General features: G+C 35.3%; 19 protein-coding genes. 12 read left to right on the top strand and 7 right to left on the bottom strand.

Going from position 1 to position 19,678, the window contains the following annotated elements; genetic code table 11:
* Positions 1-35: 35 nt before the first annotated feature.
* The 5 genes from nusA (at position 36) to OOK97_RS01930 (ending at position 5,886) form a co-directional block, all read left to right on the top strand.
* On the top strand, positions 36-1,598 hold the full coding sequence (gene nusA / locus OOK97_RS01950; RefSeq protein WP_264705504.1) for a transcription termination factor NusA: 1,563 nt from the start codon (positions 36-38) through the stop codon (positions 1,596-1,598).
* 9 nt (positions 1,599-1,607) lie between these two features.
* Positions 1,608-3,932: a translation initiation factor IF-2 gene (gene infB, locus OOK97_RS01945; RefSeq protein ID WP_264705503.1), complete on the top strand. Its 2,325-nt coding sequence runs from the start codon at positions 1,608-1,610 to the stop codon at positions 3,930-3,932.
* Between the two features lie 9 nt (positions 3,933-3,941).
* On the top strand, positions 3,942-4,340 hold the full coding sequence (locus tag OOK97_RS01940; RefSeq protein WP_006279769.1) for a ribosome-binding factor A: 399 nt from the start codon (positions 3,942-3,944) through the stop codon (positions 4,338-4,340).
* Positions 4,341-4,343: 3 nt separating this feature from the next.
* Complete coding sequence (ubiA, locus tag OOK97_RS01935; protein WP_264705502.1) at positions 4,344-5,201, top strand: 4-hydroxybenzoate octaprenyltransferase; 858 nt, start codon at positions 4,344-4,346, stop codon at positions 5,199-5,201.
* A gap of 559 nt (positions 5,202-5,760) precedes the next feature.
* Entirely contained in the window at positions 5,761-5,886 is a 126-nt protein-coding gene (locus tag OOK97_RS01930) for a hypothetical protein (protein WP_264374340.1), read from the top strand.
* An 86-nt stretch (positions 5,887-5,972) separates the two neighbouring features.
* Here the strand turns inward: OOK97_RS01930 and OOK97_RS01925 are convergent, their stop codons facing one another.
* The 3 genes from OOK97_RS01925 to OOK97_RS01915 form a co-directional block, all read right to left on the bottom strand.
* Positions 5,973-7,451: a UbiD family decarboxylase gene (locus tag OOK97_RS01925; RefSeq protein ID WP_264705501.1), complete on the bottom strand. Its 1,479-nt coding sequence runs from the start codon at positions 7,449-7,451 to the stop codon at positions 5,973-5,975.
* Between the two features lie 87 nt (positions 7,452-7,538).
* The gene (locus tag OOK97_RS01920) at positions 7,539-8,603 is read right to left on the bottom strand and encodes a Fic family protein (RefSeq protein ID WP_264705500.1); all 1,065 of its coding nucleotides are present in this window, start codon (positions 8,601-8,603) and stop codon (positions 7,539-7,541) included.
* Between the two features lie 16 nt (positions 8,604-8,619).
* A complete protein-coding gene (locus OOK97_RS01915) occupies positions 8,620-8,772 on the bottom strand; it encodes a hypothetical protein (RefSeq protein ID WP_007548541.1) in 153 nt (50 codons plus the stop codon).
* Positions 8,773-9,096: 324 nt separating this feature from the next.
* Here OOK97_RS01915 and OOK97_RS01910 point away from each other — a divergent pair, with 324 nt between their 5' ends.
* Positions 9,097-9,855 (top strand): DsbA family protein, encoded by a 759-nt coding sequence (locus OOK97_RS01910; protein WP_264705499.1) that lies wholly within the window; start codon positions 9,097-9,099, stop codon positions 9,853-9,855.
* A 190-nt stretch (positions 9,856-10,045) separates the two neighbouring features.
* Positions 10,046-10,642, top strand: a complete 597-nt coding sequence (locus OOK97_RS01905; protein ID WP_182319892.1) for a TIGR02217 family protein — start codon at positions 10,046-10,048, stop codon at positions 10,640-10,642.
* Between the two features lie 130 nt (positions 10,643-10,772).
* On the opposite strand, the gene OOK97_RS01900 is transcribed toward OOK97_RS01905, so the two are convergent.
* Together OOK97_RS01900 and OOK97_RS01895 are read right to left on the bottom strand one after the other, a co-directional pair.
* The gene (locus OOK97_RS01900) at positions 10,773-11,561 is read right to left on the bottom strand and encodes a hypothetical protein (RefSeq protein WP_264705498.1); all 789 of its coding nucleotides are present in this window, start codon (positions 11,559-11,561) and stop codon (positions 10,773-10,775) included.
* 244 nt (positions 11,562-11,805) lie between these two features.
* On the bottom strand, positions 11,806-14,469 hold the full coding sequence (locus OOK97_RS01895) for a 2-oxoglutarate dehydrogenase E1 component (protein ID WP_264705497.1): 2,664 nt from the start codon (positions 14,467-14,469) through the stop codon (positions 11,806-11,808).
* 393 nt (positions 14,470-14,862) lie between these two features.
* On the opposite strand from OOK97_RS01895, the gene OOK97_RS01890 reads away from it, so the two are divergent.
* Entirely contained in the window at positions 14,863-15,018 is a 156-nt protein-coding gene (locus tag OOK97_RS01890; RefSeq protein WP_264705496.1) for a hypothetical protein, read from the top strand.
* Positions 15,019-15,591: 573 nt separating this feature from the next.
* On the opposite strand, the gene mutL is transcribed toward OOK97_RS01890, so the two are convergent.
* Both mutL and purE read right to left on the bottom strand, forming a co-directional pair.
* Positions 15,592-17,409, bottom strand: a complete 1,818-nt coding sequence (mutL, locus tag OOK97_RS01885) for a DNA mismatch repair endonuclease MutL (RefSeq protein WP_264705495.1) — start codon at positions 17,407-17,409, stop codon at positions 15,592-15,594.
* 7 nt (positions 17,410-17,416) lie between these two features.
* Positions 17,417-17,908 (bottom strand): 5-(carboxyamino)imidazole ribonucleotide mutase, encoded by a 492-nt coding sequence (purE, locus tag OOK97_RS01880; RefSeq protein ID WP_006280351.1) that lies wholly within the window; start codon positions 17,906-17,908, stop codon positions 17,417-17,419.
* A 436-nt stretch (positions 17,909-18,344) separates the two neighbouring features.
* Between purE and OOK97_RS01875 the strand changes: the two genes are divergently transcribed.
* The 4 genes from OOK97_RS01875 to mnhG are packed head-to-tail and all read left to right on the top strand — an operon-like array spanning position 18,345 to position 19,677.
* A complete protein-coding gene (locus tag OOK97_RS01875; protein ID WP_010081926.1) occupies positions 18,345-18,641 on the top strand; it encodes a helix-turn-helix domain-containing protein in 297 nt (98 codons plus the stop codon).
* A 60-nt stretch (positions 18,642-18,701) separates the two neighbouring features.
* Positions 18,702-19,109: a DNA-directed RNA polymerase subunit omega gene (gene rpoZ, locus OOK97_RS01870; RefSeq protein ID WP_007548528.1), complete on the top strand. Its 408-nt coding sequence runs from the start codon at positions 18,702-18,704 to the stop codon at positions 19,107-19,109.
* 28 nt (positions 19,110-19,137) lie between these two features.
* Positions 19,138-19,383 carry a monovalent cation/H+ antiporter complex subunit F gene (locus tag OOK97_RS01865; protein WP_007548527.1) on the top strand — a complete coding sequence of 82 codons (246 nt, stop codon included), beginning with the start codon at positions 19,138-19,140 and terminating at the stop codon, positions 19,381-19,383.
* 6 nt (positions 19,384-19,389) lie between these two features.
* Positions 19,390-19,677, top strand: a complete 288-nt coding sequence (mnhG, locus tag OOK97_RS01860; protein ID WP_006279703.1) for a monovalent cation/H(+) antiporter subunit G — start codon at positions 19,390-19,392, stop codon at positions 19,675-19,677.
* Position 19,678: the final 1 nt, after the last annotated feature.

Here is a 19,678-nt window from a genome sequence, read left to right as displayed (position 1 = left end):
TATAATTATAACTAATTACATTGGATTTATTTATTATGATTGCTAATCGTAAAAGCAGTGTTAAGCAGAAAAGTAACAAGAATAACATAGTTGGAAGCCTTGATGTAATAAAAACAGCAGGAGAGCTTTCACTTCAAAAAGGTTTAGATTTTGATGTTGTAATAAAGGCACTAGAAAGTGCTATAGAAGCAGTGGCTTATCAAAAATATGGTAGCAAAAGTAAAATTGTAGTTAATATAGATAGAAACACAGGCAAAGTTACTTCATATAGAAAACTAAAAGTTATTGATGATGAATCAAATGAAAAAGAGAATACTGAGTGTGAATCAATTACGCTTACACAAGCTAAATTAATAAAAGGAGATGCAAAAGTTGGAGATACTGTTAGTGAATTGCTCTCTCTTAACACTGATCTTGCTTCAGCAAGAATTGCCCAGCAAAAGATTGCTCAAGTAATTAAAGATGAAGAGTCAAAAAAGCAATATGAGGAGTTTAAAGATAAAGTGGGAGAAATAAGGTATGGTATTGTTAAACAAGTAGAATATTCAGATCTTATTATAGACATAAATGGCACTAAGGCATATCTTCCATTACGAAATTTAACCGGTGGTGAATCATTTCGTGAAGGCGATAAGGTTAAAACTTATATACAGACTGTTAAGCGCTCTGATGATGGACGTCAAATTATTCTTTCTAGGACTCATGAAGGCTTTTTAGAGGAATTATTAAATCAAGAAATACCAGAAATTGCTGATGGGTTAGTAACAATTAAAGGTATAGCTAGAGACGCCGGCTCAAGGTCTAAGGTTGCTGTTTTCTCTCCTGACAAGAACATTGATCCAGTAGGTGCTTGTGTTGGAGTTAAGGGAGATAGAATAAAAACCATTATACACGAATTAAATGGTGAAAAAATTGACGTTATAAATTACTCCTCAGATTTGGGTCAATTTGTTATTAAAGCCATTACTCCTGCAGAAGTATCGAAGGTTATTATTGATGAAAATGAAAATTGCATAGAGTTAATAGTTGCTGAAGATCAATTGAGTTTAGCGATAGGAAAAAAGGGCCAGAATGTAAGATTAGCTTCAGAGCTTGTTGGATGGAAAATTGAGATATTAAGCACTCAGCAAGAATCAGAAAGGCGAAGCAAAGAACTTAGTCAATGTTCAGCTTTATTTGCTGAAGCTTTAAACTTAGAAGAGATTATGGGTCAGCTATTGGTAACAGAAGGTTTTTCAAGTGTAGAAGACATATCTAGCGCTTCAATTAAAGAGCTTGCTTCAATAGAGGGCTTTAATGAAGATATTGCAAACGAACTTCACAATAGAGCAAATAAGTACCTGAAAGCAGAAAATGATAGAAAAATAGAAGAGCTAAAAAGTTTAGGTATGGAGGATGATGTAATCAATTTAACTTTATCAATAGACAATAAAATTGCTCTTAGTAAGCATGATATTAAGACTTTAGAGGACATAGCAGATTTATCAAGTTATGAGTTTTGCAGCATACTCTCTTCCTCATCCGATAGCAAAGAAGATCTAAAAGATACAGTAGATTCAATAATCATAGAAGCACGTAAAAAGCTTGGATTAATATAATAAAATAATATGAATAATGAAGATATCAGTGATAAAAAATTAACGCTCCAAGGTTTAAGCAAGCTTAAATTAGACCTCAATTTAAACTCTTCAACTAGCCCAAGTACTGGAGCTACAATAGTAAAAAAAAGAAGAAAAAAATCTCATGATGCAGAAGAACATAATTTATTTGACGAGAGTAAATTAGGTTCTTTAACAGAGAAAGAACAAATTTTCCGCATTAATGCTGTGCAGAATGCTGCTTTGCTGAAAGAAAAAAATCAGAGAGAAGAAAAAGAGAAAACAGCAAAAGAAGACAGCAATAAAGAGATTGACGAGAAAAATGAAGCGGACACTTTATCTAAAGAAATAAATAAGCAAGTTTTAAGTGATACTCACTTAGTTGAACTAAAAGAAGATAATATTGACTATGAGGGCGACGATAAAAAGTCTTCTAAAGTCAACAAAGATATATATTCTAAGCATTCTAAACTGGTAATTGCACAGGCAATAGATGAAAAAACTGAACAACCCCCTGTATTTAAGCAAAGATTTGGTATAAGAAGTAGAAAGTCAAAGTTTACCAAGGGTAAAAATATATCAAGAGAAGTTATTATACCAGACAAAATAACTATCAGGGAGTTATCTATTCGCATGGCAGAAGATAGCAAGAGTGTGCTAAAAATGTTCAAAGAAGAAGTCGGTGAGAGTTATAGAGTAGATGATCTGGTGGATCCAGATATAGCATGTGAAATAGTGGAAAAATTTAATCATATGGCTAAACGAGTGAGCGATACCAACAGAGAAAAAGATTTATTTTTTATAGAAGGCAGAGAAAGCCTGCCTAAAAAACCTAAACCACCAATCGTCACTTTTATGGGACACGTCGATCATGGTAAAACCTCATTGCTCGATGCATTTCGTGAATCTAATGTTGCAGAAAGAGAGTCAGGTGGCATAACTCAACACATAGGTGCTTATCAAATAACGACAAAAGATAAGCAAAAAATTACCTTTATTGATACACCAGGACATGAAGCGTTCACTGCGATGCGTGCACGTGGTGCCAATATTACTAATATAGTTGTAATAGTAGTTGCAGCTGACGATGGAATCATGAAACAAACAGTTGAAGCAATAAATCATGCAAAAGCAGCAAATGTTTCCATTATAGTTGCTATTAATAAAATTGATAAATCTGAGCCTGGTGATGTAGAAAAAATAATTAATAGTTTGCCTCAATATGATCTCATCCCTGAAGGGCTTGGTGGTGATGTTATGATTGTGCCAGTATCAGCAAAAAAGAAAACTAATTTAGATAAACTAGAAGAGACGATTTTGTTAATCGCTGAATTAATGAAGCTAGAAGCAATAGAAGATTGTCGAGCACTTGGATGGGTAATAGAATCCAAAATAGATAAAGCGAAAGGAATATCAGCCACATTGATAGTTGAGGAAGGAACGTTAAAGGTTGGTGATATATTGGTAGTTGGTACAACATACAGCAAAGTACGTAGTATGGTTAATCACCTCGGTCAAAGAGAAAAAGCAGCACTACCCTCCGCTCCAATTGAAATTACTGGTCTAAATGGTGTGCCAAATGCTGGAGATAAATTTGTTGTTATAAATTCTGAAAAGCAGGCGCGTGAAATTGTTGAATACAGGCTAGAGTTAATCAAGAAAAAGAAAGAAGATTTGGGCGACAATAATTTAGATATATTCAGTCGTAATAACAGCGAAACAGAAGAACTATCTGTAGTTTTAAAGTGCGATGTAACTGGTTCTATTGAAGCAATATCAAGTTCAATTGATAAACTCGGTAAAGACCAAGTGAAATTAAATATCCTACACAAAGCAGTAGGAGGGATAATAGATTCAGATGTGCTGCTTGCAGAAGCATCAAGTGCAGTAATTTTAGCTTTTAATGTAAAAGTGGACTCAAAAATAAGGGACTTGGCAAAACAAAAAGGTGTAGAAATACATACTTATAACATAATATACGAGCTCATTGACGACATGAGAATGTATTTAACTAAAATGTTAAAGCCTGTTACACGAGAGGTTCGTGTTGGCCTTGCATCTGTGAGGCAAATATTTAATGTATCTAAAGCTGGTAATATCATTGGATGTTACGTAAGTGATGGAGTCATAAAAAAAGATTCTTTAATTAAGGTAGTACGCAATAGCAAATTGGTGCATGAAGGAAAGTTAAAAGCACTACGTAGATTTAAAGATGATGTTAAAGAGGTAGGTGTAAACTTTGAATGCGGAGTATCACTAGAGGGTAATGTCGATATTAAAGTTGGAGATATTTTGGAAGCTTATCAATTAGTGCAAGAAGAAAGGGTGTTATAGTAGCTGGATATGAAAAAGGAAATTAGAAACCTAAAGATAGCATCGGTATTGCATAGAGCAATATCAAGAGTTCTAATGGAAGGTAAGGTGTTCAATAAAAATGTAGCGGTATCTGACGTAAAATTAAGTAAAGATTTGAAAAAAGCAGATGTATATATTGTGTTATCTTCATTGAATATTCAAGTAGCTGACTACTTAGATCCAGAAAAAAGACGCACTGGAGATCCTTCTGAGAATAATTGTGATATTAATACTGTTGTTAATGAAATGAACCAATCTGCATGGTCAATACGTAAATCTATATTGTGTTATGTTGATTTGCGATTTATACCTGAACTAGTTTTCAAGCCTGACTTAGCGTTCGATAATTTTGTTAATGTAAGCAAAATATTACATAATCACACTTAATTAATGCATTTCAATCGTTACTTTTCATTAATGAGGTTGCACAGTTTAACGGGTTTGTGGCTTGTGCTATTTCCCAGTTTGAGCGGTATTCTTTTAGCCTCAACTTCTCTATCGTATCAGACTCTTTTTCTCCTTGTTTTGTTTACTATAGGTGCATTTTTAATGAGACCCGCAGGGTGCATAATCAATGATATCTTCGATAGAAAAATAGATGCGCACGTTGAACGAACAAAATATAGGCCACTTGCAAGTGGTGCATTAAACATAAAGCAGGCGTTAGCTTTACTTTCACTGCTACTGTCTATTGCCCTGGTAATCTTATTATTAACTAATAAAACTACACTTATACTTGGAATAATCTCAATGTGTATGATAGCTACTTACCCTTTATTAAAGCGGTATGTTTGGTGGCCACAATTGTTCTTAGGGTTTACCTTCAATATGGGATCGCTCATGGGCTCAGCAGCAATAACAAACCAGATCAGTATAGAATCCTTGCTGTTTTATATAGGATGCGTCTTTTGGACACTTAGCTATGACACCATATACGCCCATCAAGATAAAAAAGATGATGAAAAACTCGGGATGAAATCTACCGCATTATATTTTGGTGATACAACAAAATCTTGGTTGAAAAGATTTTATTTAATATCTCTTATGACGTGGCTATATGCTGGTATTTTATCATCATTAAATAACATTTTTTATATTGCTCTACTTGCTGTAGGGTTCATATTTCACCGCCAATACAAAAATTTCAATCCTGACGATCCCAGTCAATGCATGTCCATATTTAAAAATAACTCCTACGTAGGGTTGCTGCTCTTTTTCGGCATTCTTTTAGATAGAATTATCACCTAGGTCTCAAGAGTTTCGGCTCTAACGAAATCAATAGACTCAGGTAGCCCGCAGAAACAAAAAACTTGCTTGACAAACTCCGCCAGCCCTCTTATCATGAAACTGAAGCTATTGTATTTGCTTTCGCCAATCTGCAGATTAAAAGGTAAGGATTACTTAATGTATCGGCGTCTTATGTTCAATTTTTTGCAGTATATAGATACTGTATGTCTTTACAAAACTTCATCTACATCTAGATTTTTATCTAAATAAGCTGAACGCGCTTATAAAGCGTTACAAGACATCAAAAAATGCCAATACTCGACAGAGATAGTAAAAGACTAGCTAACTCGGGGATTCTTTGTCTTTTTTTCTGCTTAGTAAATTTCTTAAACATTTGCAGCGTAAGTTAGTTGCAATTAAAAGCGGCTGAATCTCGCTTGTCAAGCGTTTAAAACATAAAAAACGCCAATATTTTAAAGCGGATAATAACCCCAGGGCTTCTTTTGCCTTTTTTTTCATTTGGTAAATTTCTTAATATTTACAGCTAAACAACAACCGTCATCCCTAAGTATCCCGCTGCTTGTTAGCGGCTGAGATACCGCGAATGAATCGCGGTATGACGGTTCGCGGCAGGATGACGATAAGCTCGTCATCCCACTACTTGTTAGCGGCTAAGAGATACCGCGGCGGTATAGCTATAGGATGACAAAAAAAGGGCACTGTGACGCACAATTATCAGTTAAGCGGCATTATAAAAAACGCCAAACTTTTTTCTGCTTTTATGCAAGAAGTCTAGTCCATATATTCCTCCCACTTCTCCGCGACTTTCCTTACTATTTCCTCACTCATCTCAATTTTCTTTCCCCACTCTCGTTTGGTTTCAGGCGGGATTTTATTTGTCGCATCAAATCCCATTTTACCTCCAAGTCCACTTTCAGGGGAAGCAAAGTCTAAATAATCAATAGGTGCATTTTCTATCATGATTGTATCACGCACAGGGTCCATCCTTGTTGACATTGCCCACATCACTTCCTTCCAATCACGTATATTTATATCATCATCAACAACGATAATAAACTTCGTGTATAAAAATTGCTTTAGAAAGGAAAGTATGCCCATAACAATTCTTTTTGCCTGCCCTGGATAGGATTTTTTTATCGACACTACCGCTATTCTATATGAGCAACCTTCCGGTGGCAGATAAAAGTCCACTATCTCTGGAAATTGATTGATAAGAATGGGCACAAAAATTTCGTTGAGTGCTTCACCAAGAATCGATGGTTCATCAGGTGGCTTGCCAGTGAAAGTGCTGAGATAAATTGGATTTTTGCGCATAGTAATTGCAGTAATATTAAATTCTGGAAATTGCTCAACAGAATTATAGTAGCCAGTGTGGTCTCCATATGGTCCCTCATCTTGATATCTATCCAAACTCACATAGCCTTCCAGAACGATTTCCGCGTGAGCTGGCACTTGAAGTGGAATAGTCTTACAATTTACAAGTTCAAGCGGCTTCTTTCGCAGCAGTCCAGCAAATTGGTATTCTGACAATGTTTCTGGCACTGGAGTTACCGCAGCAATAATCGTTGCAGGATCACTACCGATCACAGCAGCAGCAGGAAATTTCATATTTTGTTCCTTCTCTTTCCATCGTTTATGGTGACCTGCTCCTCCACGATGCGCAAGCCAACGCATTAGAGTTGTTTTTTTATCTATGACCTGCATACGATATATTCCAAGATTGAAATTATCTTGTTTGTCTTTCGTAGGTCCTTTTGTCACCACAATCGGCCAGGTGATAAGTGGTGCAGGTTCATTTGGCCAGCATGTTTGAATGGGCAGTAGACTTAGGTCCACTTCATCTCCGGTTAGCACTACCTCTTGACATGGAGCCTTGCTCACGACTTTACTTCGCATCGATAACACGACTTTCAACAAAGGAAACATTTTTATAGCATCCTTAAAGTTTTTTGGCGGCTCAGGTGATTGCAAAAATGCTAAAAGTTTACCAAGATCTCTTAGTTCATCAGGATTTATGTTCAACCCCAATGCAATCCTCTTAATAGTACCAAATAAATTCACCAAAACAGGAATCGAATTTTTACCATTTTCTGTGACAACATTTTCAAAAATGATCGCTGGCCCTTTGTTTGACAAAACCCTACGGTGAATTTCTGTCATTTCAAGAACTGTTGAAACTTTCTCCTTAATTCTAATCAAATTCTTTTTTTCTTCTAAGGCTTTGATGAAGTCGCGTAAGTTGTTGTACATATTCCAGTTTTTAAAATTTTAAGTTTACATTTAGTTTTCAAGCACTTTATTGAAATTTGATCTATGCACTGTCTAGCGAGCTTTCAGTTAATTTGAGATCAAATCTTCATATTGCTTACTAAGTTTGTATTTCCTTCCTCTATTGGAAAAATCTACAATCTTGATAAACCCCATTTCCACCCACTTTTTACAAAGTTGCGCACTGGTACGAGGCTTAAAATTAAATAGTTCGCCAACCTGACTAGCTGTAATAGCGGAAAACTCCTGGAAGAGCTCAAGAGCTTTGCGTTGTTTAGGATCAAGCTTACGTATAAGATCAGTCTGATCAGTGTGGTATTCTTCTTCATTTATACGTTGTAAAACGTTCTCAAATGAATTTGCCATACCTTCTACGAAATACTCCACCCACTTAGTGATATCTGCTTCAGCTCGCCCCATGTAATAATTGTGCGATGTTATTGCTTCATAATAAGCCCCTAGATTTTTAGCATAATATTCTTCCAATGAGTACAGTCCTTTTAGGTCATATCCACCAAGGTGTAAAATTAATGTAGTCAGCAATCTTGCAGTACGACCATTACCGTCATAGTAAGGGTGAATTGTTACAAATTGATAATGAGCAATACCTGCAATAACTGGGCAAGGCACTTGCTCACTGCCACGAATCCAATCAATCATACTGCTCATGAGCTTTGGTACATCCTTTGCTTCAGGTGGCATATAAATTATTGCACGTGTAAGACTATCGCGGATAACATTTTGACCATCACGATAAGGTGTTGATTTTATTTTAGATTTTCCACTTGCTATTACTAGAGCATGTAGTGTTTGAACAGCTTTCTCAGTAATGGGTATTCTCCTTGCTGCCCATTGTTCAACTTGAGTTAAAGCTGCATAATATCCTTTAACCTCATTTTCATCTCTCCTATATTTTGGAAAGTGGCTTTTACCACTTAAAACCTCTTCAATCTGTTTAGGTTCAAGTCGATTTCCTTCAATCATAGTAGAATAGTGTGTGGTATAAAGCCGTGCAGTTTCACGAAGAGACAAAAGCATTGATACAGTGAGCGGCAAATGTAACACTTTTTCTTTTGCTGCTTCAATCCTTATAAGACAACTAGCAATTTTAGAAGTAATCGTATAATTCGGCATCGGCATAATATCTGCATTACATTACTTCTATATTATGCTGATAAAATGCAGATAATACAACATTTACACGACGCCGACCATAAACAGCAATAAATTCGGCTGATTGAGAAAGAAGTTTGTCTTGTAGAATAGCTATTTCTTTTTCTCTGCCAATTATTGGTTCACTCATATGTTTATTCCGCGGAAAATTATACACAGCGGAATAAAATTATCAACTTTGTTTTACCGCCATGTTTACAGCGCGGCGGTAAAAGATAGAGCATCTCATAATTGGCTATTCTGGGGGTAGTTTGGTCACCTACATTATCAAGTCTTCTGATGAACTTTGTGACAATATACCTAATCATTGTACGTAAAGTTTGTATTCGAGGCAAAACTGACTATAAAATACACTTGATATAAATGTTTTTATATATTAACATTAGATGCTCCTTTTAATATACAGGTAAATGTGTACTAAAAGTTTTATGTTGTAGGTTTTTAAATAAATTGTATGTCTAGGGTATCGTTTTTATTGATTTTAATAATAGCAATAGCAAGCTTGCCGATAATAAATAATTGGCTTTCAAATCGCAGCCAAACGCTAAACGATGATTATATAGGTGAGAAATTAGATAATTATATAAGCAGAAATTTTGATAAGATCGTAAAAACTCTCAAAGAGGAGTCGATTAAAAGTAGTTACGCTGCTCGAGATAATGTAACCAAAAGTAAAATTTCACAATACAAGGATCAAATATTTGACCTTACTTATCCTTACTCCGGAAATGAAAATAGTAGTGTTATAGCTGTAGGCTTCCTTGACTATTCTTGTGGACATTGCAAAGCTATAAAGAATGATATAAAGCAGTTAATTAACGACGGCAAAATTAAGTATATCTTTAGGGATGCTCCAATACTTGGTAACGCTTCTTTAAAGGCAGCAAAAAGTGCTTTAGCTGTCTATTTTCTCGATAAAGAAAAATATTTCGATTTTCACCATGCTGCTTTAAGTCACAAAGGAGAATTTTCAGACGAAAGCATATTGGATATAGTGAAAAACATAGGGATTGATGAGGACGATTTTAATGATTCCATAAAAGATAACGCGGACAAAATTGAGCAAATGATAAACAACAGTAGGCTTCTAGTAAGAGATTTGGGAGTAGGTGGTACACCTTTTTTAATAATTGGAGATAGCCTGTTTGTAGGAGCAACTGATTTGAATGTATTACGCAAAAAAGTAGATGAATTAAGTCACAAGCAAGGCTAGTTACAGTTTGCCATAAAATTTTATTTTTTTGCTTGACAACTCAAATGAACCTGAGTATAGTAACTGTGGGTGTGACAGCAGTTTAACTCAGTAGTCTCATCCACTTTCCATAGCGTCATTTACTATGTGAAACGCTTTCAAATTACAACATTTTCTTCAACCAAACTATTTTACTTTCACAGGAGGGTATATGTCATTCACAGAAATTAGATTTCCAGAAAATATATCTTATGGTTCCGCTGGAGGACCGGAATTTTCCACTGACGTTGTAACAACTCACAATGGTTGTGAACAGCGTAACATCAATTGGTCTCATGCACGCACTAGATACAACATAGCTTACGGGGTCAGATCAAACGAGCAGCTACTAGAACTAATAACATTTTTTCATGCACGAAAAGGTAAAGCAATAGGGTTTCGTTTTAAGGATTGGTCGGATTTTATAGCCATCAACCAAGAGATTGGTATAGGAGATAACAAAAAAACGACTTTTCAGCTAATCAAAACTTATGTAAGTGGGGAAGATAAGCATATACGTATGATCAAAAAGCCAGTACATGGGACAGTAAAGATTTATTTAAATGGTAAAGAAGAGAGTGAATATTCAGTAAATTATTCAACTGGAGAAATAACATTTATGAAGCCACCAGTAAAAGATGTGATAATCACTGCGAGCTTTGAATTTGATGTGCCCGTGCGCTTTGATACAGATTACTTAAACGCTTCTATTGATGACTATGGAAGCAATAGCTGGAATAATATCCCCTTGGTGGAAGTGAAATTTTAGTTATAAGCGAGCATAGATCCACATCATAGTAGGGCTACTAGTCACCATCAATTGAAAAAATTAAGCACCACTGAGGCTCTATATTTAAATGAGCCTTAGTATATGCAATTATTTTAAACTTTATCACCAGCTATATACTACAATGTTGCTGAGCTTTGCTAACATTTACACTTGAAGCTTGGGGAGATTCTAACTCAGTGCTTTTTTCTTCCTGCAAAATAGAAAGCTTCAACAATTCCTTTAGAGTTAATTTTTCAAGTGTTGTATCATCTTTGTTTAAGATGTAGTCTAGCATGTTGTTTTTCTGTAAGCGATTAACAAAATATCTATCTTCCTCATTAAGAACCTCTATCTTGTTAATACAAGATAATACTAAATCCGAGCTCTTTATTGCTAAAATTCCATTTACGAAAATATCTAATTTTGTTTTATCTTCAGTTAAGTCTTCAGCTAACCTATTTCTGATATTCTCATTGTCAAACACAATGTACTCGAGGTACGAGGAAGGCTCAATAAGTATAAAGTCCTCTAAAGGTACTAGTTCTAAACAGTTGTCAGCATAAGCAAATATTCCACACTCAGTAATACGCCCTCTTCTTCTCACAACACAGCACTTGGGAAGACTATGATACATTGATAACAAAGAAAAAAGACGTATTATACTTGTACCTCTATCTTTCATTTCCTCGAAAAGCTTCCTATCATTTATTAATTTGTGCAAAATGTAATCCATAGCAGGACCTGGTTTGCGGAAATGAAACATATTATTCTCTTCAAAAATGGCCTCAGCTAATTCGATAGATTCTTTATCCTCATCTACAAAAGCTTTTTCATTTCTATTTAACTGTATGATCTCAGCTTTGCTATCTCTGCGTAGACCAGTTCTCCTTATTAACATCTCAAATATTTTTGTATTCATATATATCCTATATTAATTAAAGTAAATATTAATAATGTTTACTTTTTAAATAAAAATAAATGAAAATTTTAATAAAAATTAATTTTTTTTTAATAGAATAAAAATCTTTTATATTTGCTTGAGTACCAAAAGGGCTTTATTGGTGTAATGCGTTTTCTATTGCGCCTGGCTGCAGTGCCCAGCGTCAAGATCTGATGAACAATGTTCGCTTGCCAGCTCTCGCTTCAATATTTGCACAATTGTGCTAGATCCCCTGCATAACCTGCTTTAAAATCTCCTCTTGTTGCTGAGCATGTACACTAGCATAACCACATGCAGGAGATGCAGCAGCAGGTCTTGCGATACACTTAGGTCTTTTTGCTTGAATATTGAGATTGGACAACACTTCTTCTATCAATGGGTTGACAAAAAACCACCCTCCCATATTTTTTGGTTCTTCTTGACACCATATAATTTCAGCGCTTTTGTATTTTTCAAGTTCAATACTTAGTTTATCGGCAGGAAATGGATAGAATTGCTCCAAACGTATTACTGCTATATCGTTTATTTTTTGTGCTTCACATACTTCAATTATGTCGTAATAAACTTTACCGCTGCATATTACAACTTTACGTATTTTATCATTCGAAACTAAACCTGTTCTACATTCTGGGATTACCGTGAGGAATTTTCCTTCAAAGTCAGATAGGTTAGAAACTGCTCTTTTGTGACGCAGTAGCGATTTTGGTGTAAACACTACCAGAGGCTTACGAAAGTCTCTATGGATTTGTCTGCGTAAGACATGGAAGTAATTTGCCGGAGTGGAACAATTAACTACCTGCATATTATCTTCTGCGCAGAGTTGCAAAAATCTCTCTATACGCGCGGAGCTATGCTCAGGTCCCTGTCCTTCATAACCATGAGGCAGCAACAAAACTAGACCGCTTGATCGCAACCACTTTGTTTCTGCAGATGCGATAAACTGGTCGATCATAATTTGTGCACCATTTGCAAAATCACCAAATTGTCCTTCCCAGAGCACCAGTGAATACGGAGAATCAAAACTATATCCATATTCAAAGCCCATTACAGCATACTCAGATAGTGCGCTATCTATGACCTCAAAGTGAGCTTGCTTTTCATTTATATTGTTTAGCGGAATAAATGCTTCTTCTGTTACCTGATCAACAAGCCTTGAATGACGGTGCGAGAAAGTTCCACGACCAGAGTCTTGTCCTGATAAACGCACTCCTATTCTTTCTGTGAGCAGTGATGCAAACGCAAGACTTTCGGCAGTTGCCCAGTCTATATTACTACCAAAATTTATGCTGTCTATTCTGCCATCGAGTATTTTTCTAACCTTATTGTTAATGTTAAAGTTACTTGGGATATTGCTATTTATACGCACACCTAATTTTTTCAGCTCATCTGGCGGAACACCAGAATCCGTGTAGTATTCGCTCAAATCGTTCAGCTTTGCTCTTCTTAATTTTGACCACACTCCACCGAACCAGTCAGCTTTTTTTGGAGTGTAAGCCGCTGATTCAGCAAGACTTTTATCTAATTTTGCCCTGAATTCACTGCGCAATTTATTTACTTCATCGCCATCTAATACTTTCTCTGCAGTCAATTTTTCTTCATACAATGTTCCAGGAGTTTTATGCTTTGATATCGCCTTATACATAAGTGGCTGAGTGAAATTCGGTTCATCACCTTCATTATGGCCATATTTGCGGTAGCACATTATGTCAATTACTACGTCCTTTTTAAATTTCTGCCTATATTCCATCGCCAGACTTGTAGCAAAACTCACAGCTTCCGGGTTATCTCCATTGACGTGAAACACTGGAGCTTCTATTGATTTTGCTATATCAGTGCAATAAAAAGAGGATCGTGCGCAACATGGGTTAGCAGTAAAACCAACTTGGTTATTAATGACAATGTGCACAATGCCATCCACTTTATAGCCTTCAATATTGCTTAAGGTTAAAGTTTCAGCAACCACTCCTTGACCGATGAAAGCCGCATCACCATGAATTGATATGCCAAGCACAGATCTTATATTCTGTTTTGCTCTTATTCTTCCAGCCAAAACCGGATTTACCGCTTCAAGGTGAGATGGATTAGGGCATAAACTTAAATGTATTTTTTTGCCACCTGAAAGTGCTCGATCAGAAGAGTAACCAAGGTGATATTTAACATCACCGGACACCTCAAGACCACTTGGGTATGCAAGATTGCCTTGAAATTCAGACAGCATTGCCGCATATTCTTTCCCCATCACTTTGGTTAGAACATTGAGTCGTCCGCGGTGAGCCATGCCAAGGACTATTTCTTCAATACCAAAAACCGTAGAATCACTAATGATTTTTTCAATTGCAACGATAGCTGATTCTCCACCTTCAATAGAAAAGCGTTTATATCCAGGAAATTTCATATGGAGAAATTGTTCGAACATTTCAGATTCAATTAAGTGCCTCAGTATTTCCTTTTTATCTTGTGAACTCAGCGTATAGGTTTGATTTTCAATTTTTTCTTGCAGCCACATTCTCTCTTCATAAGAGGAGATATGCATAAATTCAAAGCCGATATTCTTGCAGTAAATATCTCTATAGATTTCAGCGTCACGTGCTGGGGATAAATTTGAATATTTTTGATAATCTATTTCTTGATTTTCATTTGGTGATAGCGGGTTAAGGTCTGCAAAAAAATGACCGTAGGACCTAAAGAAATTTGCCAAATCAGAAGCCGAATCATCCGTCTTGGTTACATGCTGCGGACTGCAGGTCTCCGCTTTATTAACTTCTAAATTGCTTGAAAAAATTCTATACCAATCCTCCCCGATTGATTTATCACCCTGCAAATAACGGCTATACATTTCTTCCACAAATTCTGCATTATCACCATAAAGGCAGCTTAAACTCGACATAATCACTATAAAAAGTATCAAATACTTATAAGTATAACTTAAGTTTTTTAAAAAAGAACTTTTTTAGTTTCTATACGTCATACCGCGATTCATTCGCGGTATCTCTTAACATAGATCCCGCTAACACGTAGCGGGATGACGATTGTCAGGGTGTCATTCCAGCGCGTGACGCTGGAATCCAGTTTTTATTTGCAGCCTACTTGACTCGAAGCTAAGTTTTCTGGATCCAAATAGTCAAGGCACTGGGATGACAAAAAAAGGAGCACTGGAATGACAAAGCTATAGGTTGCAAGCGAGACGTCATACCGCCGCGGCGCTAACAAAAGATCCCGCTAACAAGCAGCGGGATGACGAATTATAGCTTTTTTTACAATAATCCGAACAGACCGTAATATGCTACTGGCCTGCTATAGCCATAAACACATATCTTATCGCATTCGGACTATTATAAGAAAGGCTATACTATGCCGCCGCGAACCGTCATACCGCGATTCATTCGCGGTATCTCTTAACATAGATCCCCTACTTAACTGTCATACCTTAACATAGATCCCGCTAACAAGCAGCGGGATACTTAGGGATGACGATTATCGTTTAGTCATAAATATTTAAGAAATTTACCAAATGAAAAAAAAGGCAAAAGAAGCCCCGTGGTGGTTAGCTATTTACTATGTACTAAAATATCGGCGTTTTTTTTATTCTAAAACGCTTGATTAAGAGCGATTTAGCTACTTTTAACTTGCAACTAACCTACACCGCAAGTGTTTAAGAAATTTACCAAGCAGGAAAAAAGGCAAAGAAACCCCGTAGTAGCTAGCATTCAAATTCTCCCTTGTCAATTTGACGTTTTTTGCTGTCTTAAACGCTTTGTAAGCGCGTTTCGGCTTATATAGGTAAAAACCCAGAAATTTTTAAAGACATGCGATGCACGTAGTGCGAAAAATTAAACATGAGACGCCAAATACCCTAAGTTTTTTGTCATTAACCTGCACAGATTGCGAAGATAAATAAATAGCTTCAGTTTCATGATAAAGGGGCTGGCGGAGTTTGTCAAGTAAGTTTTTTGTTTCTATAGCTACTTGGATGACGAGGAAGAAGCGCTTACATATTTATGGCAACCTCTTACCTCCGCTCAAAAAGTTTTTCAATATCACTGAGTTTCATTTCTATATAAGTTGGTCTTCCGTGGTTGCATTGCCCGGAATATGGGGTTTTTTCCATTTGTCTAAGCAGCACATTCATTTCTTCTAATCTCATTTTTCTACCCGCTCTAATTGATCCATAACAAGCGATAGTGGCCAATATTTTGTTCACTTTATCTTCTACTGGCAATGTATCTTCTATTTCCGTTAATCTATCGACTATATTAATTAGCATCTCTTTCACATCTATTGCTCCCAAAATTGCAGGGATTTCTTTTACTATCACTTTATTTTCTGGTTTGATCTCAATATCAAAACCCATTTCAAATAACTTATCTTTATAGATTTCAATCATCTCCATTCCGGCTTGATTTTTGATTTCAACCGTTTCAGGAAGAAGTAGTTTTTGTCTTTTTACACTTGATTTTTGTTTTAAGCATTCATATACTAGCCTTTCGTGGGCTGCATGCTGGTCGACTATAATCAATTTGTCCCTTACCTCTGCAATAATATAAGTATTATAGACCTGACAGCGTGCAAACCCGAGCGGGTGGCTCTCTATCAAATCAACTTGCTCTAACACCTTTTTTTCTAGAACCATAGTCTCCGCTTGTGATGGTAATTTCTGTATGCCGGTATAATCAAACGATTTTGACTGTTCTGATAAGCTTTTTACTCTTTCATTTGGAGAAGCAAATTCTTTTATTAGTTGATTTTCAAAAGGACTTGGCCTTCTTTCATTTTGAACATTAGGTTTATCAAAAGGATCTGGCAATGTTGAATCCATTTTCTGGTCATGCGCTAGAAAGGTGCCTATCCTTCTTGACAATGCTTTAATTAATCCTCTTGTCACTATCTCATATATGAGCTTCTTATTCTGAAACCTTACTTCTGACTTATTTGGATGCACATTTACATCTACTTGATCATAAGGTATCTCTAAATGTAACGCTGCGAAAGGATACCTATCGCTTGGAATAAAATCATGATATGCATACCTAACTGCGCCAATAAGTAGATTATCTTTGACTGGCCTTCCATTAACAAACGTATAGATCTGAGTTGACTTACCACGATTGACGGTCGGCTTACAGATGTGTCCCGTAAGTTTAATGTCGTCTTCTTCTTCATTGATCTCCAAAGAATTGCCCTGAAATTCTTCTTCTACTTCACACAATCTATGAAATAACGAAGTCTGCTTAGCGTATTTTAAGAGCTTTTTATTACCTGAAGTGAGAGTAAACCCTATATGATAGTTAATCATTGCTAGGTTGTTTACAATATCAACAATGCTTTGAGTTTCTGCTCTTTCGGTTTTTAGAAATTTTAGTCTATTTGGGGTAGCGAAAAACAAATCTCGTACTTCAATATGTGTCCCTTGTGATAAAGGGTAAGGAGTTAGCTCCCCTATTTTCTCTCCACCCTCATAACTTATAGACCATGCTTCATTTGCTTCTCTTGCCTTAGACGATAATTTTATCCTACTTACTGCTGCTATTGAAGGCAGAGCTTCTCCTCTAAAGCCAAGATGCTTGATTTCTATTAATTCACTATCGCTCAATTTTGAAGTAGCATGGCGCATAAACGCAAGTTCTAAATCGTTTTTTTCTACTCCGTTACCATCATCTGTCACAATAATAAGGTTACGCCCACCACTTTCTATTTTAATCTCTATTTCTAAACTTCCAGCATCTATTGCATTTTCCACTAATTCCTTTACTACACTTGCTGGCCTTTCTATCACCTCCCCCGCTGCTATACGGTTTATGGTTTTTGTGTCTAAAAGAATTATTGCCATAGATTTATTATGAAACTGGTTTCTCTTTTACTTCTTTGGTCTGTTTCTCTCTCCACTTTTTTAACCTACCTGCAATTTCACTGTTGGAAATTGACAATATAGATACGGCAGTAATGGCAGCATTATATGCTCCATTTTCTCCTATAGACATGGTTGCAACTGGAACACCCTTTGGCATTTGAACTATAGAGAGTAGACTGTCCAGCCCATTTAATTGTTTACTATGCACAGGAACGCCGATAACTGGTAAACAAGTTAGTGACGCAACCATACCAGGTAAATGAGCTGCACCTCCTGCACCAGCTATAATAACCTTAAAACCTTCTTCTTGTGCAGATTTAGCAAAATTGAAGAGCCTTTCTGGTGTTCTATGTGCAGATATTATGAATATATCATGTGAAACTTCTAATGCTTTTAACATATCAACAGTATGGACCATAGTGGTGTAATCTGACTCACTTCCCATAATAACAGCAACATCTTTTTTTATTTTTGTCATATTCAACACAATTTTACTTACTAACTAAATAATGTTCCAACTAAAAAGCAACAAATATTTAAATTATATTATAAATATAATATATAGAATTCTCGTTAAAATAGAAATTTTAAAAATTTAAATAAATATTTATATTAAGATATAGAGATATAAACTTCTTATGTAAGATAAATTTATAAAATAATTATTTTTGTATTTCAAGCTTTGTAATCTTAGCTTGTTCTTTCTATAAATGGTTTTTTCAGATAGACTGATGGTAGAATGGTAATTTAAAATTACTAGAAATTTGATAAAAATATTAATATATAATCAACTTAAAGTTTTAAATATTGATATCATATAATTATTGACAAGTTACATGATATTAATATCTTGGTATATTAAATATTATGTTATAATATTTAATAAAGTTAATTGATATGTGAGTGTAAGAATTATGGAAATAATATCGTTAAATAACTTAGACAGTGCAGGAATAAAAACAAAGTTGCTTTATATAATAAATAAAATTATAGAAAAAAATGCTTGGACTCAGGCTTTTGCAGCTGAGAAACTTGGTATTGATCAGCCAAAGGTATCGCAAATTAAAAATGGTAAAATAGATGGTTTTTCTTTAGAGCGATTGTTAGGATTTCTAAAAAAACTTGATCATGAGATAACAATCACGATGACAGAAAGCCAAGAAATAAAATCTGAGGCAGAAAAAGTAAAACATGAAGTTGAATCGCAATAGATACAAAGTTGACAACTTGTTTTTTGTGATATAGTATAAAACTTATTAAGGTAGTATCTTATGGCTGAGTCTATTGTAGAAAAGTGTATAGAACGGGTAAGTAACCGTTTCAAATTGGTTCTGTTGGCAAGTCAAAGAACACATGATTTAAATACAGGGGCAAGTAATCCAATTCAAGCAGCTAAGTTTAAAGGTCATAAAAATACCATAGTTTCCTTACATGAAATAGCAGGAAAACAGGTGGATACTCATGAGCTGTTTAGCCTTTTGGTAGGTAGATGCAAGGAATACATGAAAGGAAATATGAATAATGTTTACAGCAGTAATACAAGTAAGCTAGCGAATTTATTAAATTTTTCTGATAACACAGATCTTGATGCAAGTCAAGAAAGCCAAGATTATGAAGTGGATGGTGAAATAGATGATGAAATAAATGATCAAGATGGCGATGAAGAAGTATCCGTTTAGAAATCTACTGAAGTCACATAGTCTTTAAATGATTTGCATTGCTATCTATACACTGTTGTTCTGTATGAGTGTAATGTTGTGTTGCATAGTGTCTAAGTCAAATGATGTGTACAATAAGGTTTTAGCGTTCAATAATTTCTCAACGCAAGTAGTTGTACTTATAACAGCAATATCAATCATTCTGAATAATTTTTTTTTAATTGATATAGCATTGTTGTATGCTAGCGTTAGCTTTATATCAACTATAGCACTAATGAGATTAATGTTGTTTTGATAATTTATGATAGGATCCATTTTCATATTTTTAGGTATTTGTTTGATAATTATTTCAAATATAGGGGTGATCAGATTTCCTGATTTCTATACTAGGTTACATGCAGCAGGTATTACAGATTCTAGCGGTGCAACGTTATTGTTAATTGGTTTTGCTTTGCAGAATGGATTTTCAATCAATACTGTTAAAATAGTATTATTAATTTTTATAATATGGGTAGCTAACTCAACTAATAGCTATATTTTAGCGCGCACTCATTATAAAGTTAAGAAAAAAACTGTTAAAGAAGGCTAAG

Origin of the sequence: Wolbachia endosymbiont (group A) of Gymnosoma rotundatum, from assembly GCF_947250765.1 — a bacterium.
Classification (GTDB): Bacteria; Pseudomonadota; Alphaproteobacteria; order Rickettsiales; family Anaplasmataceae; genus Wolbachia; species Wolbachia pipientis.
The sequence above is the reverse complement of the archived record's forward strand: the minus strand, read 5'-3'. Positions and strand labels throughout refer to the sequence as shown.